The following is a 16,382-nucleotide window of genomic DNA, read 5'->3' as shown; positions in this document are numbered from 1 at the left end:
GCGGCAGCGGCTACACAGTGCTCCGGCTCAGTAGTCGAAGAACACGGTTTCGGCGTCGGTGCCCTGGAGGATCACGTTCCACTGATAGCGGCCCTCGGCATCGGACTTGGCCAGCAAGGTGCTGCGGCGTTCCTCGGGTACACAGGCCAGCAAGGGGTCAGTGGCATTGGCCGGTTCACCCTCGAAATAGATCCGGGTCAGCAAGTGCTTGACCAGGCCACGAGCGAACACCAGCACCACCAGGTGCGGCGCCTGGGTCGTGCCCTTCAGACCCGGCACCGCGCCCGGCTTGATGGTGGTGAAGCGGAAGCGCCCTTCGCCATCCACCGGGACCCGGCCAAAACCCTGGAAGCTCGGGTCCAGAGGTTTGTCCTGGTCGTCCTCGCAGTGGCGGTACTTGCCGGCAGCGTTGGCTTGCCAGACTTCCAGCATGGCGTCGTTGACGAAGTTGCCGTTGCCGTCCACCACCTGGCCGGTGATTGCCACTCGCTCGCCCAGGGTGCCTTCTTCGGTCAGGTCTTCGCGGTTCAGCCAGGTCAGGCCGATGTGGTAGTAGGGGCCGACGGTGTGGGAGGTAGTCGCGGTCAGGCTCATGTTATTTCTCCATCGGCGTGGCATCGCGGCCGCGCAGGACGATGTCCCAACGGTAACCGAGGGCGTAGGAAGGAATGGTTTTCTCCAGGTCGAAGCGGGCGATCAGGCGTTCCTTGGCACGGGTGTCCGGCACGCAGTTGTAGATCGGGTCATATTCCAGCAGCGGGTCCCCGGGGAAATACATCTGGGTCACCAGACGGGTGAGGATGCTCGGGCCGAACAACGAAAAATGGATATGCGCCGGACGCCAGGCATTGTGGTGGTTGCCCCAGGGGTAGGCGCCGGGCTTGATGGTCTGGAACTGATACCAGCCCTCAGCATCGGTGACGGTACGCCCGGTGCCGGTGAAGTTCGGGTCCAGGGGCGCGTCGTGCAGGTCGCGGTCGTGGTTGTAGCGACCGGCGGCGTTGGCCTGCCAGATCTCCACCAGGATGCCCGGCACCGGCAGGCCGTTCTCGTCCAGCACCCGGCCGTGGATGATGATCCGCTCGCCCTGGGGCTGGCCTTGGTGCTGGGCCGTCAGGTCGTTGTCCCGCTCCTGGATCGACTCGGCGCCGATGCTCGGGCCAGTGATTTCCGACAGCGAATGGGGCAGGAACACCAGCGGCTTGGACGGCGAGCGGGTGTTGGTCGACTGGTAGGCCGGGTGCAGGTAATCAGGCTGAGTACCCGCTTGCGGGCGCCGGTAACCGGGCTTGTCACTCATGGTGGTTCCTCGTTCTCTTCTTATATAGGGCAGGCATTCAAACCCGCTCGATGGCCAGTGCCAGCCCTTGGCCGACGCCCACGCACATGGTGGCCAGGCCTTTTTTACCGCCGCTCTTTTCCAGCTGATGCAGGGCTGTCAGCACCAGGCGCGCGCCGCTCATGCCCAAGGGGTGACCCAGGGCAATGGCGCCGCCATTGGGATTGACCTGCGGCGCATCGTCGGCAAGACCCAGCTCCCGCAGTACCGCCAACCCCTGGCTGGCGAAAGCTTCATTGAGTTCGATCACATCGAAGTCGCTGACGGCCACACCCAGGCGCTCGATCAGTTTGCGCACCGCCGGCACCGGGCCGATGCCCATCACTCGTGGCGCCACACCGGCGCTGGCCATGCCCAGCACTCGCGCACGTGGAGTCAGGCCGTGTTTCTTGACCGCCTCGGCCGAAGCCAGGATCAGTGCGGCAGCGCCGTCGTTGACTCCGGACGCGTTGCCGGCGGTGACGGTCTTGTCCGGGCCGTTGACCGGCTTGAGTTTGCCCAGGGCTTCCAGGGTCGTGTCGGCCCGTGGATGTTCGTCCTGTTCCACCACGCTCTCACCCTTCTTGTGGGCAATGCGCACCGGGACGATTTCCTCGGCGAAGAAACCGGCGGCCTGGGCCGCGGCGGTGCGCTGCTGGCTGCGCAGGGCGAAGGCGTCCTGGTCAGCGCGGGACACTTTATAGTCGTCGGCCACGTTGTCCGCGGTCTGGGGCATGGCATCCACACCGTACTGGGCTTTCATCAACGGGTTGATGAAACGCCAGCCGATGGTGGTGTCTTCCAGCTTCATGTTGCGCGAAAAGGCGGCATCGGCCTTGCCCATGACAAAGGGCGCACGGGACATGGACTCGACGCCGCCGGCAATCGCCAGTTCCATCTCGCCACTGGCAATGGCGCGGAAGGCGGTGCCGATGGCATCCATGCCCGAGGCGCAGAGGCGGTTGAGGGTGACGCCCGGCACGCTATCCGGCAAGCCCGCCAGCAGCAGCGCCATGCGCGCCACGTTGCGGTTGTCTTCACCGGCCTGGTTGGCGCAGCCGAGGAACACCTCGTCCACGGCAGTCCAGTCCACCGTCGGGTTGCGCTCCATCAGCGCCTTGATCGGCACCGCCGCCAAGTCGTCGGCGCGCACCGCCGACAGGCCGCCGCCAAAGCGGCCGATGGGGGTACGAATGGCATCACAGATGAATACGTCGCGCATCAGGCTTCTCCAGGTGCTTGGCCGTGGGCCGCAGCGGTGCGTGCTTCCAGCTCACGCAGGGCGGTCAGTTCGACTTCAGTAGGCGCGGCCGTCTCGGCCACGTGCTCGGCGAAACGGATCGCCCAACCGGTGGCGGCCACCACCTGCTCGCGGGTCACCCCCGGGTGCAGGGAAGTGACGACGAATTCGTGGGTACCGGCTTCCGGTTCCATGATGCACAGGTCGGTGATGATCCCCACCGGCCCGGCGCCGGGCAGGCCCAGACGCTTGCGCGAGTCGCCGCCCTCGCCGTGACCGACGGAGGTGATGAAGTCCAGCTTGTCGACAAAGGAACGGGAAGACTGCTTGAGGATGATCAGCACGCTTTTCGCCGAACCGGCGATCTCCGGAGCGCCGCCGGCCCCCGGCAGGCGCACCTTGGGCCGGTGGTAATCACCCACCACTGTGGTGTTGATGTTGCCGAAGCGGTCGACCTGGGCCGCGCCGAGGAACCCCACATCGATGCGCCCGCCTTGCAGCCAGTAGCGGAAAATCTCTCCGGTGGGGACTACGGTGTCGGCAGTTTCCGCCAGTTCACCGTCACCGATAGACAGCGGCAGCACGCTGGGCTTGGCGCCAATCGGGCCGGATTCGTAGATCAGCACCACGTCCGGCGACGAGGTCAGGCGCGCCAGGTTGGCGGCCTTGGACGGCAGGCCGATGCCGACGAAGCATACCGAACCGTTCTGCAGGCGACGGGCCGCGGCCACGGTCATCATTTCATTGGTGGAGTAGGTCATTACTGGGCCTCCGAAGCTGCGGCCAGCTTGGCCTGGAATTCGCTGAAGTCGGCACTGCCGTGGATGTATTCGTTGATCCACGCGGTGAAGGTCTCACGGTCGCGGGCGATCGGGTCCCAGGCCTGGTAGAAGCGGTTGTCGCGCTCGGAATAACCATGGGCGTAGGACGGATGGGCGCCGCCGGGCACATGGCACACCGCGCTCAGGGCCCAGGTCGGCAGCACGCAGGCGTTCATCGGCGCATTCAGGTCGTCGACGATTTCCTCGACGGTAACGATGCAGCGCTTGGCGGCCAGGGCGGCCTCTTTCTGCACCCCAAGGATGCCCCACAGCAGGACGTTGCCCTTGCGATCGGCTTTCTGCGCGTGAATCACCGTCACGTCAGGACGCACCGAAGGCACCGCCGCCAGCACTTCACCGGTGAAGGGACAGGTCACGGTCTTGATCAGTGGGTTGACCTTGGGCAGATCGGAGCCGGCATAGGCCCGCAGCACCGCGAATGGCAGGCCGGAGGCCCCGGCCACATAGGCGTTGGCCAGGTCGGCGTGGCTGTGCTCTTCAATTTCCAGGGGCTGTGGCCACTGCTTTTCCACGGCGTCGCGCAGACGATGCAGGGAGCCGACACCCGGGTTGCCGCCCCAGGAGAAAATCAGCTTGCGAGCGCAACCGGCACCGATCAACTGGTCGTAGATCAGGTCAGGCGTCATCCGTACCAGAGTCAGGTCTTTCTTGCCCTGGCGGATGATTTCATGACCTGCGGCCGTAGGAATCAGGTGGGTGAAGCCTTCGAGTGCGACGGTGTCACCGTCGTTGACGAATTGCTTCACCGCGTCGTGCAGCGAAAGGATTTCAGCCATGGATGGGGTCTCCCGATTGTTATTCAGCGACTGGAGAAAAAGGCGCTCTAGGCGCGCCGCAGTGACTGAAGATTAAGCCGGAGCAATACCCCAAACAATCCGATAATCGACTGAGCGTTCGATTATCGAACGGATTGTTGCAGGGCTATCGATTCTTCGCCCTGCACTCAATCCTGGCCTTTATTGCCTGTCAGGTGGCGTCGGCATGGCTGACCATGCCCTTGATCACCACCGCCGTGGTGGCCAGCGCCGCCGGGATCACCAGCGCGGTCAGCACCTGCTCGAAGTTCCAGCCCAGGCCCAACAGGGTGGCGCCCATCCAGGCACCGAGAATGGCGCCGAATCGACCGATGCCGAGCATCCAGGACACCCCGGTGGCCCGTCCCTGGGTCGGATAGAAACGCGCCGCCAGGGAAGGCATCGCCGATTGCGCACCGTTGACGCACATGCCGGCGATCAGCACCAGGGTGGCGAGCACGGTGATGTTGCCCAGGCTTTGTCCCACGGCGTAGGCGAAGACCCCGGCCAGCAGGTAGAAACAGCCAATCACCTTGTGCGGATTGAAACGGTCCATGGCCCAGCCCACGGCGACTGCACTGAGCACTCCGCCAAACTGGAACAAGGCGCCGATAAAGGCCGCCTGCTCCATGCTCGCGCCACTGTCGCGCATCAGGGTCGGCAGCCAGCTGGTCAGCAGGTAGACAATCACCAGGCCCATGAAATAGGTGAGCCACAGCAGCAGCGTGCCGACGCTGTAAGTGCCGGAGAAGATCACGGCAAAGACGTTGCGCGCCTTTACCGTCTTCTGCTCCGGCACGCTGAAACTGCCGGCCTCGCTGACGATGGCCGGAGCGATGGGGGCCAAGGTCTTGCGCACCTTGTCGGTGCCGCGATTGCGCACCACCAAGTAACGCGCCGACTCCGGCAGCCAGACCACCAGCACCAGGGCCAGGATCAGCGGCAGGACGCCGCCGATCAGCAGCAGGCTGTGCCAGCCGAAGGCCGGGATCAGCTTGGCGGAAATGAAACCACCGCCCGCCATGCCCAGGTTGAACCCACAAAACATGCTGGTCACCAACAGCGACTTATGACGTTCGGGGGTGTACTCCGAAAGCAGCGTGGTGGCATTGGGCATCCCCGCCCCCAATCCCAGGCCGGTGAGAAAGCGCAGCACCAGCAACTGGTCGACGTTGGTGCTGTAGGCCGAAGCCAGGCTGAAGGCGCCAAACAGCAGCACCGCCCCTACCAGCACCACCTTGCGACCAAAACGGTCAGCCAGGGGCCCGGACCCCAGGGCACCGAAGACCATGCCGATCAGCGCCGCACTCATCACCGGGCCCAGGCTGGCACGGTCGATGCCCCAGTCCTGGGACAGCGCCGGGGCGATGAAGCCCATGGCCGCGGTGTCCAGGCCATCGAGAAAGACAATCAGGAAACACAGGATCACGACTCGCCACTGGTAACGCGACAGCGGCTGGGAATTGATGAAGGACTGCACATCGAGGCAGTTCCCTACAGCGGATTGGGGTTGATTCATTGTTTTTATTTCCACACTAAAACGCAGGCGCGCACAGGCCGCCAAGGGCTGATCAGGTCACGTAGAAAAGGTGGCGAAAATCAGGCGATTCGAGCGGGACGGCAGGAACGGTCACGGCAACGACGCAGGGAGAGCATGCTCATGAGTTGGCCTCTTCATTATTATTGGACGGGTCATCGGCAGCAGGCTGGCAATGCCGGCTGGCCGCCGATGACGCTGGCGCGACATTAATGAGCCAGGGGAAAGAGCGTCAATTCGTCAAAGGCGGATCTGTGCGTTTATCGAACGCTTAAGCAAACAGCTGGGCGCTGAGATCGCGGCTGGCGCTCAGCAGGCCGGGGAGAAAACGCTGTTCCAATTCGGCGCGACTGACCCGGCCCGCGTGGGTGCTGACGTTCAATGCTGCCAGCACCTGGCCCGAGGCGTCGTACACCGGCACCGCTATGGAGCGCAGTCCCTGCTCCAGCTCCTGGTCGACGATGCACCAGCCTTGCTGACGCACTTGTTGCAAGCACTCCAGCAAGGCTTCGGGGGTATGCAGGGTACGGCTGGTCTTGGCCTGCAGGTCGGCGTGCTCCAGATACTCATGCAGCGAGGAGTCATCCAGCGCGGCCAACAGAATCCGCCCCATGGACGTGCAATAGGCCGGTAGCCGGCCGCCCACCGAAAGATCGACGGAAATCAACCGCTGGGTAGTGGCCGAACGGGCGATATAGAGGATGTCGTCACCTTCCAGGGTGGCCATGTTGCAGGCTTCGTGGAGTTGCTCGCTCATGCGGTCCAGATAAGGCTGCGCGGAAACCGCCAGGGGCGTCGACGACAGGTAAGCGTGCCCCAGGGTCAGCACCTTGGGCAGCAGCGAATAGGTACGCCCGTCGGTGGTGGCGTACCCCAGCTTGATCAGGGTATGCAGGCAGCGGCGCACTGCCGCTCGGGGAATCTCCGTGCGGTGGCTGATCTGGGCGATGGTCAGGTGACGCTTGCGTTCCTGAAACGCCTGCACCACCGCCAGGCCACGGGCCAGAGACGTCATGAAATCCGGGTCACCGGTCAACGCCTGAATCCTCTTCGCTGCCGAAGCCACGATAGGCGGCGCCACTGAGGTGAAGGAATTACGCATCTGATCGTTCATTTCAGGGTCTCTGCGATGAAATTCTTCCGTATTACAAGCCGTATTGGAGAGGCAGCACAAGTCAGCCCCTGCAAGATTGGGCGATTATCGAACCGTCGACCGATAATCGCAATCTGCGGTGCTTGCCGCTGCCAACCATTCGCCCACTCTTTTATTGCAAAAACTCATGGTAATAATCACCAGCAGGCGGTGGACTCAGTGACCATCTTCAGACCTGCCACTTGTATCAAGAGCGGATTAGCCCCATATAGATTTCTGCCAACGGAGTACGAAGACGGGAAGCGCCGTGTAGGAATTCATTAGAACTTCCGTGTCACAAAACGCTCACAATAAAGTTGACAGTTTTAAACTTGCCGAGCGTAGAGTTATTCTTTGCCGAGGCTATACTGCCGAAGTGAGTAACGCGCAATCAGTCCCGCTCGTACCTCGCTCAGGTGACCCAAGGCTGCAATCGGTCACCTGTCGCAAGCGCTTGACCCCTAACCAGATTCGGCCAATCCGCTTGCAACAAACAACACTGTTGCTACGACAGTCGTTTTCATCCGGTGACGTGGCCGCATGCAACAAAAGGCTGGCTGGAAAGAGCAGGCCCCAAGGCTTCGGCAGGCAATCAGTCTGCTTTCTTGATAGTCGCCCACAAGCAATGCGTTGCACCGGAATGGACCCTTACTCAATTAGGTAACACTGTGACGAAAGACGAACTGCGCGCGGAACTTGAGCGCCAGGAACAACGTTACAAGGAAGTTTACGGCGGCGAGATCACCCGTTATGCCGCCCAACCGGAACCTGAACGCAAACCTTGGCGCAAACGCGCAAGTATTCGCGACCAGGCGTTCACCCAAGAACTGCAAAAGATGGAAAAAGAGCTCAAGGCCGAACAGCCATAATGCCGGCGGCCTGAGCTTCTCAGGGCTTGCTCTCTTGTCCGCTCGATCACCCCAGCGGCCAGGCAGACCATTGATGCTCGCTACCCCGGGCCCCTCACCGCCTCGCCCCACCCACAGCGAGAAACGGTACCCGGCAGGCCCTTTCGTTGAAATTTCATACAAGCGTTTGAACCTTCTCACTCCCGGGCTCAAACCCTCGTCATCGTGCTTTGGCCCAATAAACTCAATGACTTGCCACATTTGGCGAGAATTGGCGAAAACTCTGCTCCCGGTCAGTTTTTTCGTTGAAGAATGTTACCGGTTAGCACCTTGTGCATTGATTAGCAGGGTTTTCTGGCATAATCGCGCCCCCTTATGACCGGGTCAGAAAACCTTCATGATCGATTTATTCAGCGGACTGGATGCTTGGGTGCTTGTGAGCCTCTTGCTCGCCCTGGCTTTTGTCCTCGCCTACGAGTTCATCAACGGCTTTCATGACACCGCAAACGCGGTTGCCACTGTCATCTACACCAAAGCCATGCCGCCACACCTGGCCGTGTTCTTTTCCGGTGTCTTCAATTTCCTCGGTGTGCTGCTGGGCGGCGTCGGCGTGGCCTATGCCATCGTTCACCTGCTGCCGGTCGAGCTGCTGATCAATGTCAACACCGGTCACGGTCTGGCCATGGTCTTCTCGCTGCTGGCCGCGGCCATCGCCTGGAACCTGGGCACCTGGTACTTCGGCATCCCGGCTTCCAGTTCCCACACCCTGATCGGCTCGATCCTCGGTGTCGGCCTGGCCAACGCCCTGATCAACGACATTCCCCTGGGGGACGGCGTGAACTGGCAGAAAGCGATCGATATCGGGGCGTCCCTGGTGTTCTCGCCGATGGCCGGCTTCCTTATAGCTGCGCTGGTACTGATCGGTCTGAAATGGTGGCGTCCGATCTCGAAGATGCACAAGACCCCGGAACAGCGCCGCAAGGTCGATGACAAGAAGCACCCACCGTTCTGGAACCGCCTGGTTCTAGTGATCTCGGCGATGGCCGTGAGCTTCGTCCACGGTTCCAACGATGGTCAGAAAGGCATTGGCCTGATCATGCTGGTGCTGATCGGCATCGTGCCTGCGCAGTTCGTGCTGGACCTCAACAGCACCACCTACCAGATCGAGCGTACCCGCGACGCGACCCTGCACCTGAGTCAGTTCTACGAGCGCAACCACGACTCCCTGGGCGAGTTCCTGGCCCTGGGCAAGAGCGTGAAAGACGACCTGCCGGGCAAGTTCCGCTGCAACCCGCAACAGACCGAGCCCACCATCAGCGCCCTGCTGAGCAGCCTCAAGGGTGTCGCCGACTACCACTCGCTGTCGCCGGAAAGCCGCATCGAAGTGCGTCGCTACCTGCTGTGTCTGGACGACACGGCGAAGAAAGTGGGCAAACTGCCGAACCTGTCGGCCCGTGAAAAGGCTGACCTGGACAAGCTGCGCAAGGACCTGACCGCCACCACCGAGTACGCACCGTTCTGGGTGATCCTGGCCGTCGCCCTGGCACTGGGCCTGGGCACCATGATCGGCTGGAAGCGTGTGGTGCTGACCATTGGCGAGAAGATCGGCAAGCAAGGCATGACCTACGCCCAGGGCATGTCGGCACAGATCACCGCCGCGGGCCTGATCGGCCTGGCGAACATCTTCAGCCTGCCGGTTTCCACCACCCACGTACTCTCCTCCGGCGTGGCCGGGACCATGGTCGCCAACAAGAGCGGCCTGCAAGGCGGTACGGTGAGAACCATCCTCCTGGCCTGGGTCCTCACCCTGCCGGCGACCGTGGCCCTGTCTGCCGGTCTGTTCTGGGCGGCCTCCAAAGTCCTGGGTAGCTGATACCCCAGCGCCAACAAAAAAGGTGCGCCCCTCGGGACGCACCTTTTTTTATGCCTTTTCCACAGGCAAAAAAAAGGGCAACCGAAGTTGCCCAAAATGCCTTGCGTGCTCGTTGTTCTGGAGAGACTTAAGGTTTTTTACGCTTATTCGCGTCTTTCCAGATGAAGAAACCAAACCCTGCGAAAAACAGAACCATGAGGCCGACAGTCAGCACTCCGGCGATCACCACATTGTCGAAAAACATGACTGGCCTCCTGCTCTTGCCCTGTTGCGATGGGGCTAAGTTAACCAAAGAGGCCGCGGGGAAAATTGACCGGGGTCAATGTCGCCCAAGACTGGGCGCGAGGAAGGGGAAATAACTGACCTGTATCAACAGAAAGCGCCCAGTTCAGCGCTTTTTCGGTTTGTTTTTCGGCTTTTTCTTGGCCTTGCCCAAAGGCATGGCCTGCTCGAATGCCTGGCGTACTTCATTCAGGCGTTTCTCGTTCAGGTCATGCACACGCTTGGCGCGTTCGGCATTCAGGTCGATCAGCTTGTCGTCTTGATTCATGGCTTGGCTGGCATCACTGGGAGGTCAATATCAACCGCACTGCTACAGGATGCAGAGCGGCCCTGGCGGATAGGCCAATAATGCGGCGTGCCGCCGCACCTGACCAGTGATCAGACCGGCACAAAGGCAATAAAGTCGCTGCCGTGAAGAGTTTTTATCCGCACAATGGCCCTTTGCAAACCGCCCCACGGAGCCTGATGTGGAAATGCCCAAGCACCTGCCGCCACTGCTGGCCCTGCGCGCATTTGAGGCCGTGGCCCGCCACCTGAGCTTTATCAAGGCGGCTCGGGAACTGTGCGTGAGCCAGAGCGCGGTCAGCCATCAAGTGCAGAAACTCGAACAGCACCTGGGCCAACGCCTGTTCATACGTCGGACTCGCGCCATCGACCTGACCGCCACCGGCGACACCTATTACCGACAGATTCGCCCGGCCCTGGAGCAGATCGCCCAAGCCACCCAGGCGCTGCTTGCGCCCGCAGGGCAACAGGTGTTGCGCATCGGTCTGTTGGCGTCCTTCGCCACCTTGTGGCTGGCGCCTCGCCTGGCAGACTTCAACCGCCGCCATCCAAAGATCCAGTTGGAATTGCTACCGGCCATCGACCTGGCGGATGTCGCCGGCGCCGAGGTCGACCTGGCTATTCGCTACGGCAAGGGCAACTGGCCAAAGGTCCGGGCCACGCGTTTTCTCGCCGAGCAGCTATCGCCAGTCTGCAGCCCTGCCTTCAAAGCCACCTCACTGGCCAATGGCCCCTTGCTGATGGCTCGCTCCCATCAACCCTTCGAGTGGGATGACTGGAGCAGGCAACAGGCTATGGACCTTGCCTCCCACCCCAGGGTGATGCTGCACGACTACAACATCGTGGTAGAGGCCGCGGTGGCCGGCCAGGGCATCGCCATGGGGCGTCGCCAGTTGATCCAACGCCATCTGGCCCAGGGCAGCCTGGTGGATGCCTTCGACCTGCCGCCCTTGTGCAGTCAGATCGGCTACTGGCTGGTGACCGCTGAAGGAGCGTCGAACCCGGCCCTGGAGTGCTTTGCACAGTGGCTACTGGAGCAAGGCCTCGACCCATGAGAAATTCAGATACGTCGAATTAGATCTATCCGTTTGTCGCTCCTGGACTGAACGCGGATGCTGCAGGCCTTGCATCCGAGGACTTCCCATGAGCGACTCCCTGAAACACCGCGTGCAGCAACTGGGGCTTGAACTACCCGCCCCCAGCCAGCCAATCGCCAACTACGTCAACCATGTACGCAGCCAGAACCTGCTGCTGATCTCCGGACAAATTCCCTTGTTGCAAGGTCAACCGACCCTGCAGGGCCGTCTCGGCGAAAGCCTGACGGTGGAGCAAGGCACCCAGGCCGCCGAGCTCGCGGCCCTGGCCTTGCTGGCCCAGTTGAGCGCGGCGCTGGACGACGACCTGTCGCGGCTTCAGCGCATCAGCCAGCTCGGTGTATTCATTGCCGCCAGTGCCGATTTCCAGAGCCATGGCATCGTGGCCAATGGCGCTTCCAACCTGCTGGTCAACGCCCTGGGCGAGAAAGGCCGGCATGCACGCACCGCGGTGGGCGTGGCCAGCCTGCCCGCCGGGGTCGCCGTGGAGGTCGACGCGATTTTCGAACTCAAGCCATGAGTCCCCTGGACCCAGCGCACCTCGCCCGTCTGCGCGAGGCCACACCCGGCTGTGCCCAGGTCTGCCACTTCAACCACGCGGGTGCTTCATTGCCCAGCCAGGGCACCCTGGACGCGATGCTCGGGCAACTGCAACGGGAAGCCCGTGAAGGGCCGATGGAGGCCGCCATCACCGGCGCACAGCTGCAGGAACAGGCCCGTGAGGCCGCCGCCCGGCTGCTCAATACCCACCCCGCTGCAATCGCCTTTGCCAGCAGCGGCTCGGCAGCCTGGAGCATGGCCTTCAGCGCCCTGCCGCCGTGGCAAGCGGGAGACCGGATTCTGGTGGGGCGCCACGAATGGGGGGGCAACCTGGCCTGCCTGGCCCAGGCGGTAAGTGCCGGCGCCCAACTGGAAGTCATCCCCTGCGACCGCCATGGCGCGGTTTCGGTGGAGGCGCTGGAATCCATGCTCGACTCCCACGTGCGCCTGATCGCCCTGACCTGGCTGCCGGCCAACGGCGGCTTGATCAATCCGGCCGCCGCCGTCGGCCAACTGGCCCGAAAAAGGCGCATTCCCTATTTCATCGACGCCGGCCAGGCCCTGGGGCAACTGCCCTGTGATGTACAGGCGCTGGGGTGCGACGTGCTCAAAGGCGCGGGACGCAAATACCTGCGCGGGCCACGGGGCACGGCCCTGCTCTATGTCAGGCCGGGCTTCCTGGAACAGTTGCAGCCACTGCCGCGGGATGTCTTGTCTGCTCCCTGGAACGGCCAGGGCTTCAGTTTGCGAGACGATGCACGGCGCTTCGAAACCAGCGAAGTTTCGCTGGTGCTGCTGGCGGGGCTGGCCAATGCCTTGCAGGAACTGAACAGCATCGGTATCGACGCCATACACCAGCGGATCAAGACCCTGGCCGACACGCTGCGTCAGGACCTCGACCGCCTGCCCGGCCTGCAGCGCCAGGACCTGGGGGTCGCCGGGCAGCAGTCAGGCCTGATTGCCTTCACCCTCAAGGGCTGGGACTGTTTTGCGCTGAAGGAAGCGTTGGCTCGAAGGGGCATCAATATCGGTGCCAATGGCGTGGCCTACACCCCGCTGGACATGCAGGCCCGAGGCCTGACCCAGATTGCCCGGATCGCCTTGAGCTATTTGAATACCGAAGCGGAAATCCAGTGCCTGCTGGAGGCGCTGACGGAACTGGCCGAACGCGGCCCCGCGGGCTAGACCTGCACGTCCACCCACAGGCCCTGGCGCGGGGCATCCTCGATCAGCGGTGCCACCGGCACGGTGTTGTCGGCGTTCAATTCGTCGCCGGGCACGGCCAGGTGCTGCTCCGGATCGTCATCGGCCTCACGCTTGCGCCGCTGCTTTTCCTGTTGGCGCTGCTGCTCCTCGCGCAAGAGCAGGGCCGACTGCTCGGCATCGCGCTTTTGCAAGTCGATGGTGCTTTCGTTGGAGCTTTCCTGCACCGGCACCACTGGCGGGATATCCGGACGCTGCCGGATCGGGTCCTGCTGGGCAGTGATGGGCACGGCACTCAAGGGGAGCATCGGTGGCAGCATGTTATGGGTCTCCTGTCGGCAGGCTGTCGGCTGCGGCACGGGCGACTTGAGCCATCGGTCGCAAAACTGTGACCCGGTCGTCAGCCGATAGTGCCCTCGGGGCCGACGAACGCCGCTGTACGCTACCTTTTATTCCAGGGGTTTTTATCAGAGTTCTTTGGACTGGAAGCGTCGTTCCGTTAAGATAGTCGGCTTTTTCAAAGCGGGAGTCAGGCAGCATGGCGCAGCAGTATCAACCGGGGCAACGCTGGATTAGTGACAGCGAAGCCGAGCTAGGTTTAGGCACCGTTCTGGCACAGGACGGTCGCTTGCTGACCGTGCTCTATCCGGCCACTGGCGACACCCGCCAGTATGCGCTACGGAATGCGCCCCTCACTCGCGTGAGGTTTTCTCCAGGGGACAGCATCACCCACTTCGAAGGCTGGAAAATGACTGTTCAGGAAGTCGACGACGTCGACGGCCTGCTGGTCTATCACGGCCTCAACGGGCAGAACGAGGCCGTTACCCTGCCGGAAACCCAACTCTCGAACTTCATCCAGTTCCGTCTGGCCAGCGACCGTCTGTTCGCCGGACAGATCGACCCGCTGGCCTGGTTCTCCCTGCGCTACCACACCCTGGAACACACCAGCCGCCAACTGCAGTCCTCGCTCTGGGGCCTGGGCGGCGTGCGCGCCCAACCCATCGCTCACCAGTTGCACATTGCCCGTGAAGTCGCCGACCGTATCGCGCCACGGGTCCTGCTGGCGGACGAAGTGGGCCTGGGCAAGACCATCGAGGCCGGCCTGGTCATCCATCGCCAACTGCTCTCGGGCCGCGCCAGCCGGGTGCTGATCCTGGTTCCGGAAAACCTCCAGCACCAGTGGCTGGTGGAAATGCGCCGGCGCTTCAACCTGCAAGTGGCACTGTTCGACGAAGAGCGCTTTATCGAAAGCGATGCCAGCAACCCGTTCGAAGATACCCAGTTGGCCCTGGTGGCCCTGGAGTGGCTGGTGGACGACGAGAAGGCCCAGGACGCGCTGTTCGCCGCCGGCTGGGACCTGATGGTGGTGGACGAAGCCCACCACCTGGTGTGGCACGAAGATCAGGTCAGCCCGGAATACGCCCTGGTGGAACAGCTGGCCGAGACCATCCCTGGCGTGCTGCTGCTGACCGCGACCCCGGAACAACTGGGCCAGGACAGCCACTTCGCCCGTTTGCGCCTGCTGGACCCGAATCGCTTCCACGACCTCGCGGCCTTCCGCGCCGAGAGCGAGAACTACCGCCCGGTGGCCGAAGCGGTGCAGGAGTTGCTGGACAAGGGCCGCCTGTCTCCCGAGGCGCACCAGACCATCCACGGCTTCCTCGGCAACGAAGGCGAAGCCCTGCTGGCCGCAGTCAACGACGGCGACAGCGAAGCCAGCGCGCGCCTGGTGCGCGAACTGCTGGACCGCCACGGCACCGGCCGCGTGCTGTTCCGCAACACCCGCGCCGCCGTGCAAGGTTTCCCGGAGCGCAAGCTGCACGCCTACCCGCTGCCGTGCCCGGACGAATACCTGGAACTGCCCCTGGGCGAACACGCCGAGCTGTATCCGGAAGTCAGCTTCCAGGCCCAGCCCGACGCCAGCGATGAAGAACAGCGCTGGTGGAAATTCGACCCGCGGGTCGAGTGGCTGATCGACCAGTTGAAGATGCTCAAGCGCACCAAGGTCCTGGTGATCTGCGCCCACGCGGAAACCGCCATGGATCTGGAGGACGCCCTGCGCGTGCGCTCCGGCATTCCGGCCACGGTCTTCCATGAAGGCATGAACATCCTCGAACGCGACCGGGCTGCCGCCTACTTCGCCGATGAAGAGTTCGGCGCCCAGGTGCTGATCTGCTCGGAAATCGGCAGTGAAGGCCGCAACTTCCAGTTCGCCCACCACCTGGTGCTGTTCGATCTGCCGTCGCACCCGGACCTGCTGGAGCAGCGGATCGGCCGTCTCGACCGGATCGGCCAGAAACACGTGATCGAACTGCACGTGCCGTACCTGGAAACCAGCCCGCAAGAGCGCCTGTTCCAGTGGTACCACGAAGCCCTGAACGCCTTCCTCAACACCTGCCCGACCGGCAACGCCTTGCAGCACCAGTTCGGCCCGCGCCTGCTGCCGCTGCTGGAAAACGCCGACGACGGCGAGTGGCAAGCCCTGATCGACGAAGCCCGTGGCGAACGCGAGCGCCTGGAAGCCGAGTTGCATACCGGCCGCGACCGCCTGCTGGAGCTCAACTCCGGCGGCGCCGGTGAAGGCGATGCACTGGTGGAAGCGATCCTCGAACAGGACGACCAGTTCGCCCTGCCGATCTACATGGAAACCCTGTTCGACGCCTTCGGCATCGACAGCGAAGACCATTCGGAAAACGCCCTGATCCTCAAGCCCAGCGAGAAGATGCTCGATGCCAGCTTCCCCCTGGGCGACGACGAAGGCGTGACCATCACCTACGACCGCAACCAGGCGCTGTCCCGCGAAGACATGCAGTTCATCACCTGGGAGCACCCGATGGTGCAGGGCGGCATGGACCTGGTGCTATCCGGTTCCATGGGCAACACCGCCGTGGCGCTGATCAAGAACAAGGCGCTCAAACCCGGCACCGTGCTGCTTGAGCTGCTGTATGTGAGTGAAGTCGTGGCCCCGCGTTCGCTGCAACTGGGCCGCTACCTGCCGCCGGCCGCCCTGCGCTGCCTGCTGGACGCCAACGGCAACGACCTGTCGGCACGGGTGGCTTTCGAGACCCTCAACGACCAACTGGAAAGCGTGCCCAAGGCCAGCGCCAACAAGTTCATCCAGGCTCAGCGCGACCAGCTGGCACCGAAGATCAACGCTGGCGAAGCCAAGGTCGCACCGCGTCACGCCGAACGCGTGGCCGAGGCCCAACGTCGCCTGGCGGCCGATACCGATGAAGAACTGGCGCGCCTGACCGCGTTGCAGGCGGTCAACCCGACCGTCCGTGACAGCGAGCTGGTCGCCCTGCGCAAGCAACGGGAACAAGGTCTGGCGATGCTGGAAAAAGCCGCCCTGCGCCTGGAAGCGATCCGGGTGCTGGTGGCGGGCTGATTGCCC

At 62.9% G+C, this 16,382-nt stretch carries 16 protein-coding genes; 6 read left to right on the top strand and 10 right to left on the bottom strand.

What is annotated here, in order from left to right:
• Positions 1-27 precede the first annotated feature (27 nt).
• The 7 genes from pcaG to pcaR form a co-directional block, all read right to left on the bottom strand.
• Complete coding sequence (gene pcaG / locus KHO49_RS07715) at positions 28-594, bottom strand: protocatechuate 3,4-dioxygenase subunit alpha (RefSeq protein ID WP_102861497.1); 567 nt, start codon at positions 592-594, stop codon at positions 28-30.
• A gap of 1 nt (position 595) precedes the next feature.
• The gene (pcaH, locus tag KHO49_RS07710) at positions 596-1,300 is read right to left on the bottom strand and encodes a protocatechuate 3,4-dioxygenase subunit beta (protein ID WP_102861496.1); all 705 of its coding nucleotides are present in this window, start codon (positions 1,298-1,300) and stop codon (positions 596-598) included.
• A gap of 37 nt (positions 1,301-1,337) precedes the next feature.
• Positions 1,338-2,543: a 3-oxoadipyl-CoA thiolase gene (gene pcaF / locus KHO49_RS07705; protein WP_180988530.1), complete on the bottom strand. Its 1,206-nt coding sequence runs from the start codon at positions 2,541-2,543 to the stop codon at positions 1,338-1,340.
• Positions 2,540-3,319, bottom strand: a complete 780-nt coding sequence (locus KHO49_RS07700; protein WP_102861494.1) for a CoA-transferase subunit beta — start codon at positions 3,317-3,319, stop codon at positions 2,540-2,542. Before KHO49_RS07700 ends, pcaF begins: the two co-directional genes overlap by 4 nt.
• Complete coding sequence (locus tag KHO49_RS07695) at positions 3,319-4,176, bottom strand: CoA transferase subunit A (RefSeq protein WP_102861493.1); 858 nt, start codon at positions 4,174-4,176, stop codon at positions 3,319-3,321. Before KHO49_RS07695 ends, KHO49_RS07700 begins: the two co-directional genes overlap by 1 nt.
• 190 nt (positions 4,177-4,366) lie before the next feature.
• Positions 4,367-5,713: a 4-hydroxybenzoate transporter PcaK gene (pcaK, locus tag KHO49_RS07690; RefSeq protein ID WP_102861492.1), complete on the bottom strand. Its 1,347-nt coding sequence runs from the start codon at positions 5,711-5,713 to the stop codon at positions 4,367-4,369.
• A 289-nt stretch (positions 5,714-6,002) separates the two neighbouring features.
• On the bottom strand, positions 6,003-6,845 hold the full coding sequence (pcaR, locus tag KHO49_RS07685; RefSeq protein ID WP_016962563.1) for a pca regulon transcriptional regulator PcaR: 843 nt from the start codon (positions 6,843-6,845) through the stop codon (positions 6,003-6,005).
• 686 nt (positions 6,846-7,531) lie between these two features.
• Between pcaR and KHO49_RS07680 the strand changes: the two genes are divergently transcribed.
• Together KHO49_RS07680 and KHO49_RS07675 are read left to right on the top strand one after the other, a co-directional pair.
• Positions 7,532-7,732, top strand: coding sequence for a hypothetical protein (locus KHO49_RS07680; protein ID WP_102861491.1), 201 nt, complete (start codon positions 7,532-7,534; stop codon positions 7,730-7,732).
• A gap of 376 nt (positions 7,733-8,108) precedes the next feature.
• On the top strand, positions 8,109-9,584 hold the full coding sequence (locus tag KHO49_RS07675; protein WP_170002626.1) for an inorganic phosphate transporter: 1,476 nt from the start codon (positions 8,109-8,111) through the stop codon (positions 9,582-9,584).
• Between the two features lie 127 nt (positions 9,585-9,711).
• Here KHO49_RS07675 and ccoM read toward each other — a convergent pair whose 3' ends face one another.
• Positions 9,712-9,828: a cytochrome c oxidase subunit CcoM gene (ccoM, locus tag KHO49_RS31255; RefSeq protein WP_015634423.1), complete on the bottom strand. Its 117-nt coding sequence runs from the start codon at positions 9,826-9,828 to the stop codon at positions 9,712-9,714.
• Positions 9,829-9,972: 144 nt separating this feature from the next.
• The gene (locus KHO49_RS07670) at positions 9,973-10,134 is read right to left on the bottom strand and encodes a hypothetical protein (RefSeq protein ID WP_162884110.1); all 162 of its coding nucleotides are present in this window, start codon (positions 10,132-10,134) and stop codon (positions 9,973-9,975) included.
• 205 nt (positions 10,135-10,339) lie between these two features.
• Here KHO49_RS07670 and KHO49_RS07665 point away from each other — a divergent pair, with 205 nt between their 5' ends.
• The 3 genes from KHO49_RS07665 (at position 10,340) to KHO49_RS07655 (ending at position 12,970) form a co-directional block, all read left to right on the top strand.
• On the top strand, positions 10,340-11,206 hold the full coding sequence (locus tag KHO49_RS07665; protein ID WP_123393817.1) for a LysR substrate-binding domain-containing protein: 867 nt from the start codon (positions 10,340-10,342) through the stop codon (positions 11,204-11,206).
• 88 nt (positions 11,207-11,294) lie between these two features.
• Positions 11,295-11,765: a RidA family protein gene (locus KHO49_RS07660; protein ID WP_102878640.1), complete on the top strand. Its 471-nt coding sequence runs from the start codon at positions 11,295-11,297 to the stop codon at positions 11,763-11,765.
• A complete protein-coding gene (locus KHO49_RS07655; protein ID WP_213664837.1) occupies positions 11,762-12,970 on the top strand; it encodes an aminotransferase class V-fold PLP-dependent enzyme in 1,209 nt (402 codons plus the stop codon). The genes KHO49_RS07660 and KHO49_RS07655 overlap by 4 nt, the downstream gene beginning before the upstream one ends.
• Here the strand turns inward: KHO49_RS07655 and KHO49_RS07650 are convergent.
• A complete protein-coding gene (locus KHO49_RS07650) occupies positions 12,967-13,308 on the bottom strand; it encodes an aspartate-semialdehyde dehydrogenase (protein WP_102861487.1) in 342 nt (113 codons plus the stop codon). The genes KHO49_RS07655 and KHO49_RS07650 overlap by 4 nt on opposite strands.
• 218 nt (positions 13,309-13,526) lie before the next feature.
• Here KHO49_RS07650 and rapA point away from each other — a divergent pair, with 218 nt between their 5' ends.
• Positions 13,527-16,376: an RNA polymerase-associated protein RapA gene (gene rapA, locus KHO49_RS07645; RefSeq protein WP_102878638.1), complete on the top strand. Its 2,850-nt coding sequence runs from the start codon at positions 13,527-13,529 to the stop codon at positions 16,374-16,376.
• Positions 16,377-16,382: the final 6 nt, after the last annotated feature.

Source organism: Pseudomonas sp. RC4D1 (genome assembly GCF_018390395.1).
Lineage (GTDB): Bacteria > Pseudomonadota > Gammaproteobacteria > Pseudomonadales > Pseudomonadaceae > Aquipseudomonas > Aquipseudomonas danubii.
This window is presented reverse-complemented; position numbering and strand designations above follow the sequence as displayed.

Bases quoted from the DNA above. Each gene is read 5' to 3' on its own strand.
- pcaG (WP_102861497.1), bottom strand. From the start codon at position 594: ATGAGCCTGACCGCGACTACCTCCCACACCGTCGGCCCCTACTACCAC.
- pcaH (WP_102861496.1), bottom strand. From the start codon at position 1,300: ATGAGTGACAAGCCCGGTTACCGGCGCCCGCAAGCGGGTACTCAGCCT.
- KHO49_RS07700 (WP_102861494.1), bottom strand. From the start codon at position 3,319: ATGACCTACTCCACCAATGAAATGATGACCGTGGCCGCGGCCCGTCGC.
- KHO49_RS07695 (WP_102861493.1), bottom strand. From the start codon at position 4,176: ATGGCTGAAATCCTTTCGCTGCACGACGCGGTGAAGCAATTCGTCAAC.
- pcaK (WP_102861492.1), bottom strand. From the start codon at position 5,713: ATGAATCAACCCCAATCCGCTGTAGGGAACTGCCTCGATGTGCAGTCC.
- pcaR (WP_016962563.1), bottom strand. From the start codon at position 6,845: ATGAACGATCAGATGCGTAATTCCTTCACCTCAGTGGCGCCGCCTATC.
- KHO49_RS07675 (WP_170002626.1), top strand. From the start codon at position 8,109: ATGATCGATTTATTCAGCGGACTGGATGCTTGGGTGCTTGTGAGCCTC.
- ccoM (WP_015634423.1), bottom strand. From the start codon at position 9,828: ATGTTTTTCGACAATGTGGTGATCGCCGGAGTGCTGACTGTCGGCCTC.
- KHO49_RS07670 (WP_162884110.1), bottom strand. From the start codon at position 10,134: ATGAATCAAGACGACAAGCTGATCGACCTGAATGCCGAACGCGCCAAG.
- KHO49_RS07665 (WP_123393817.1), top strand. From the start codon at position 10,340: ATGCCCAAGCACCTGCCGCCACTGCTGGCCCTGCGCGCATTTGAGGCC.
- KHO49_RS07660 (WP_102878640.1), top strand. From the start codon at position 11,295: ATGAGCGACTCCCTGAAACACCGCGTGCAGCAACTGGGGCTTGAACTA.
- KHO49_RS07655 (WP_213664837.1), top strand. From the start codon at position 11,762: ATGAGTCCCCTGGACCCAGCGCACCTCGCCCGTCTGCGCGAGGCCACA.
- KHO49_RS07650 (WP_102861487.1), bottom strand. From the start codon at position 13,308: ATGCTGCCACCGATGCTCCCCTTGAGTGCCGTGCCCATCACTGCCCAG.
- rapA (WP_102878638.1), top strand. From the start codon at position 13,527: ATGGCGCAGCAGTATCAACCGGGGCAACGCTGGATTAGTGACAGCGAA.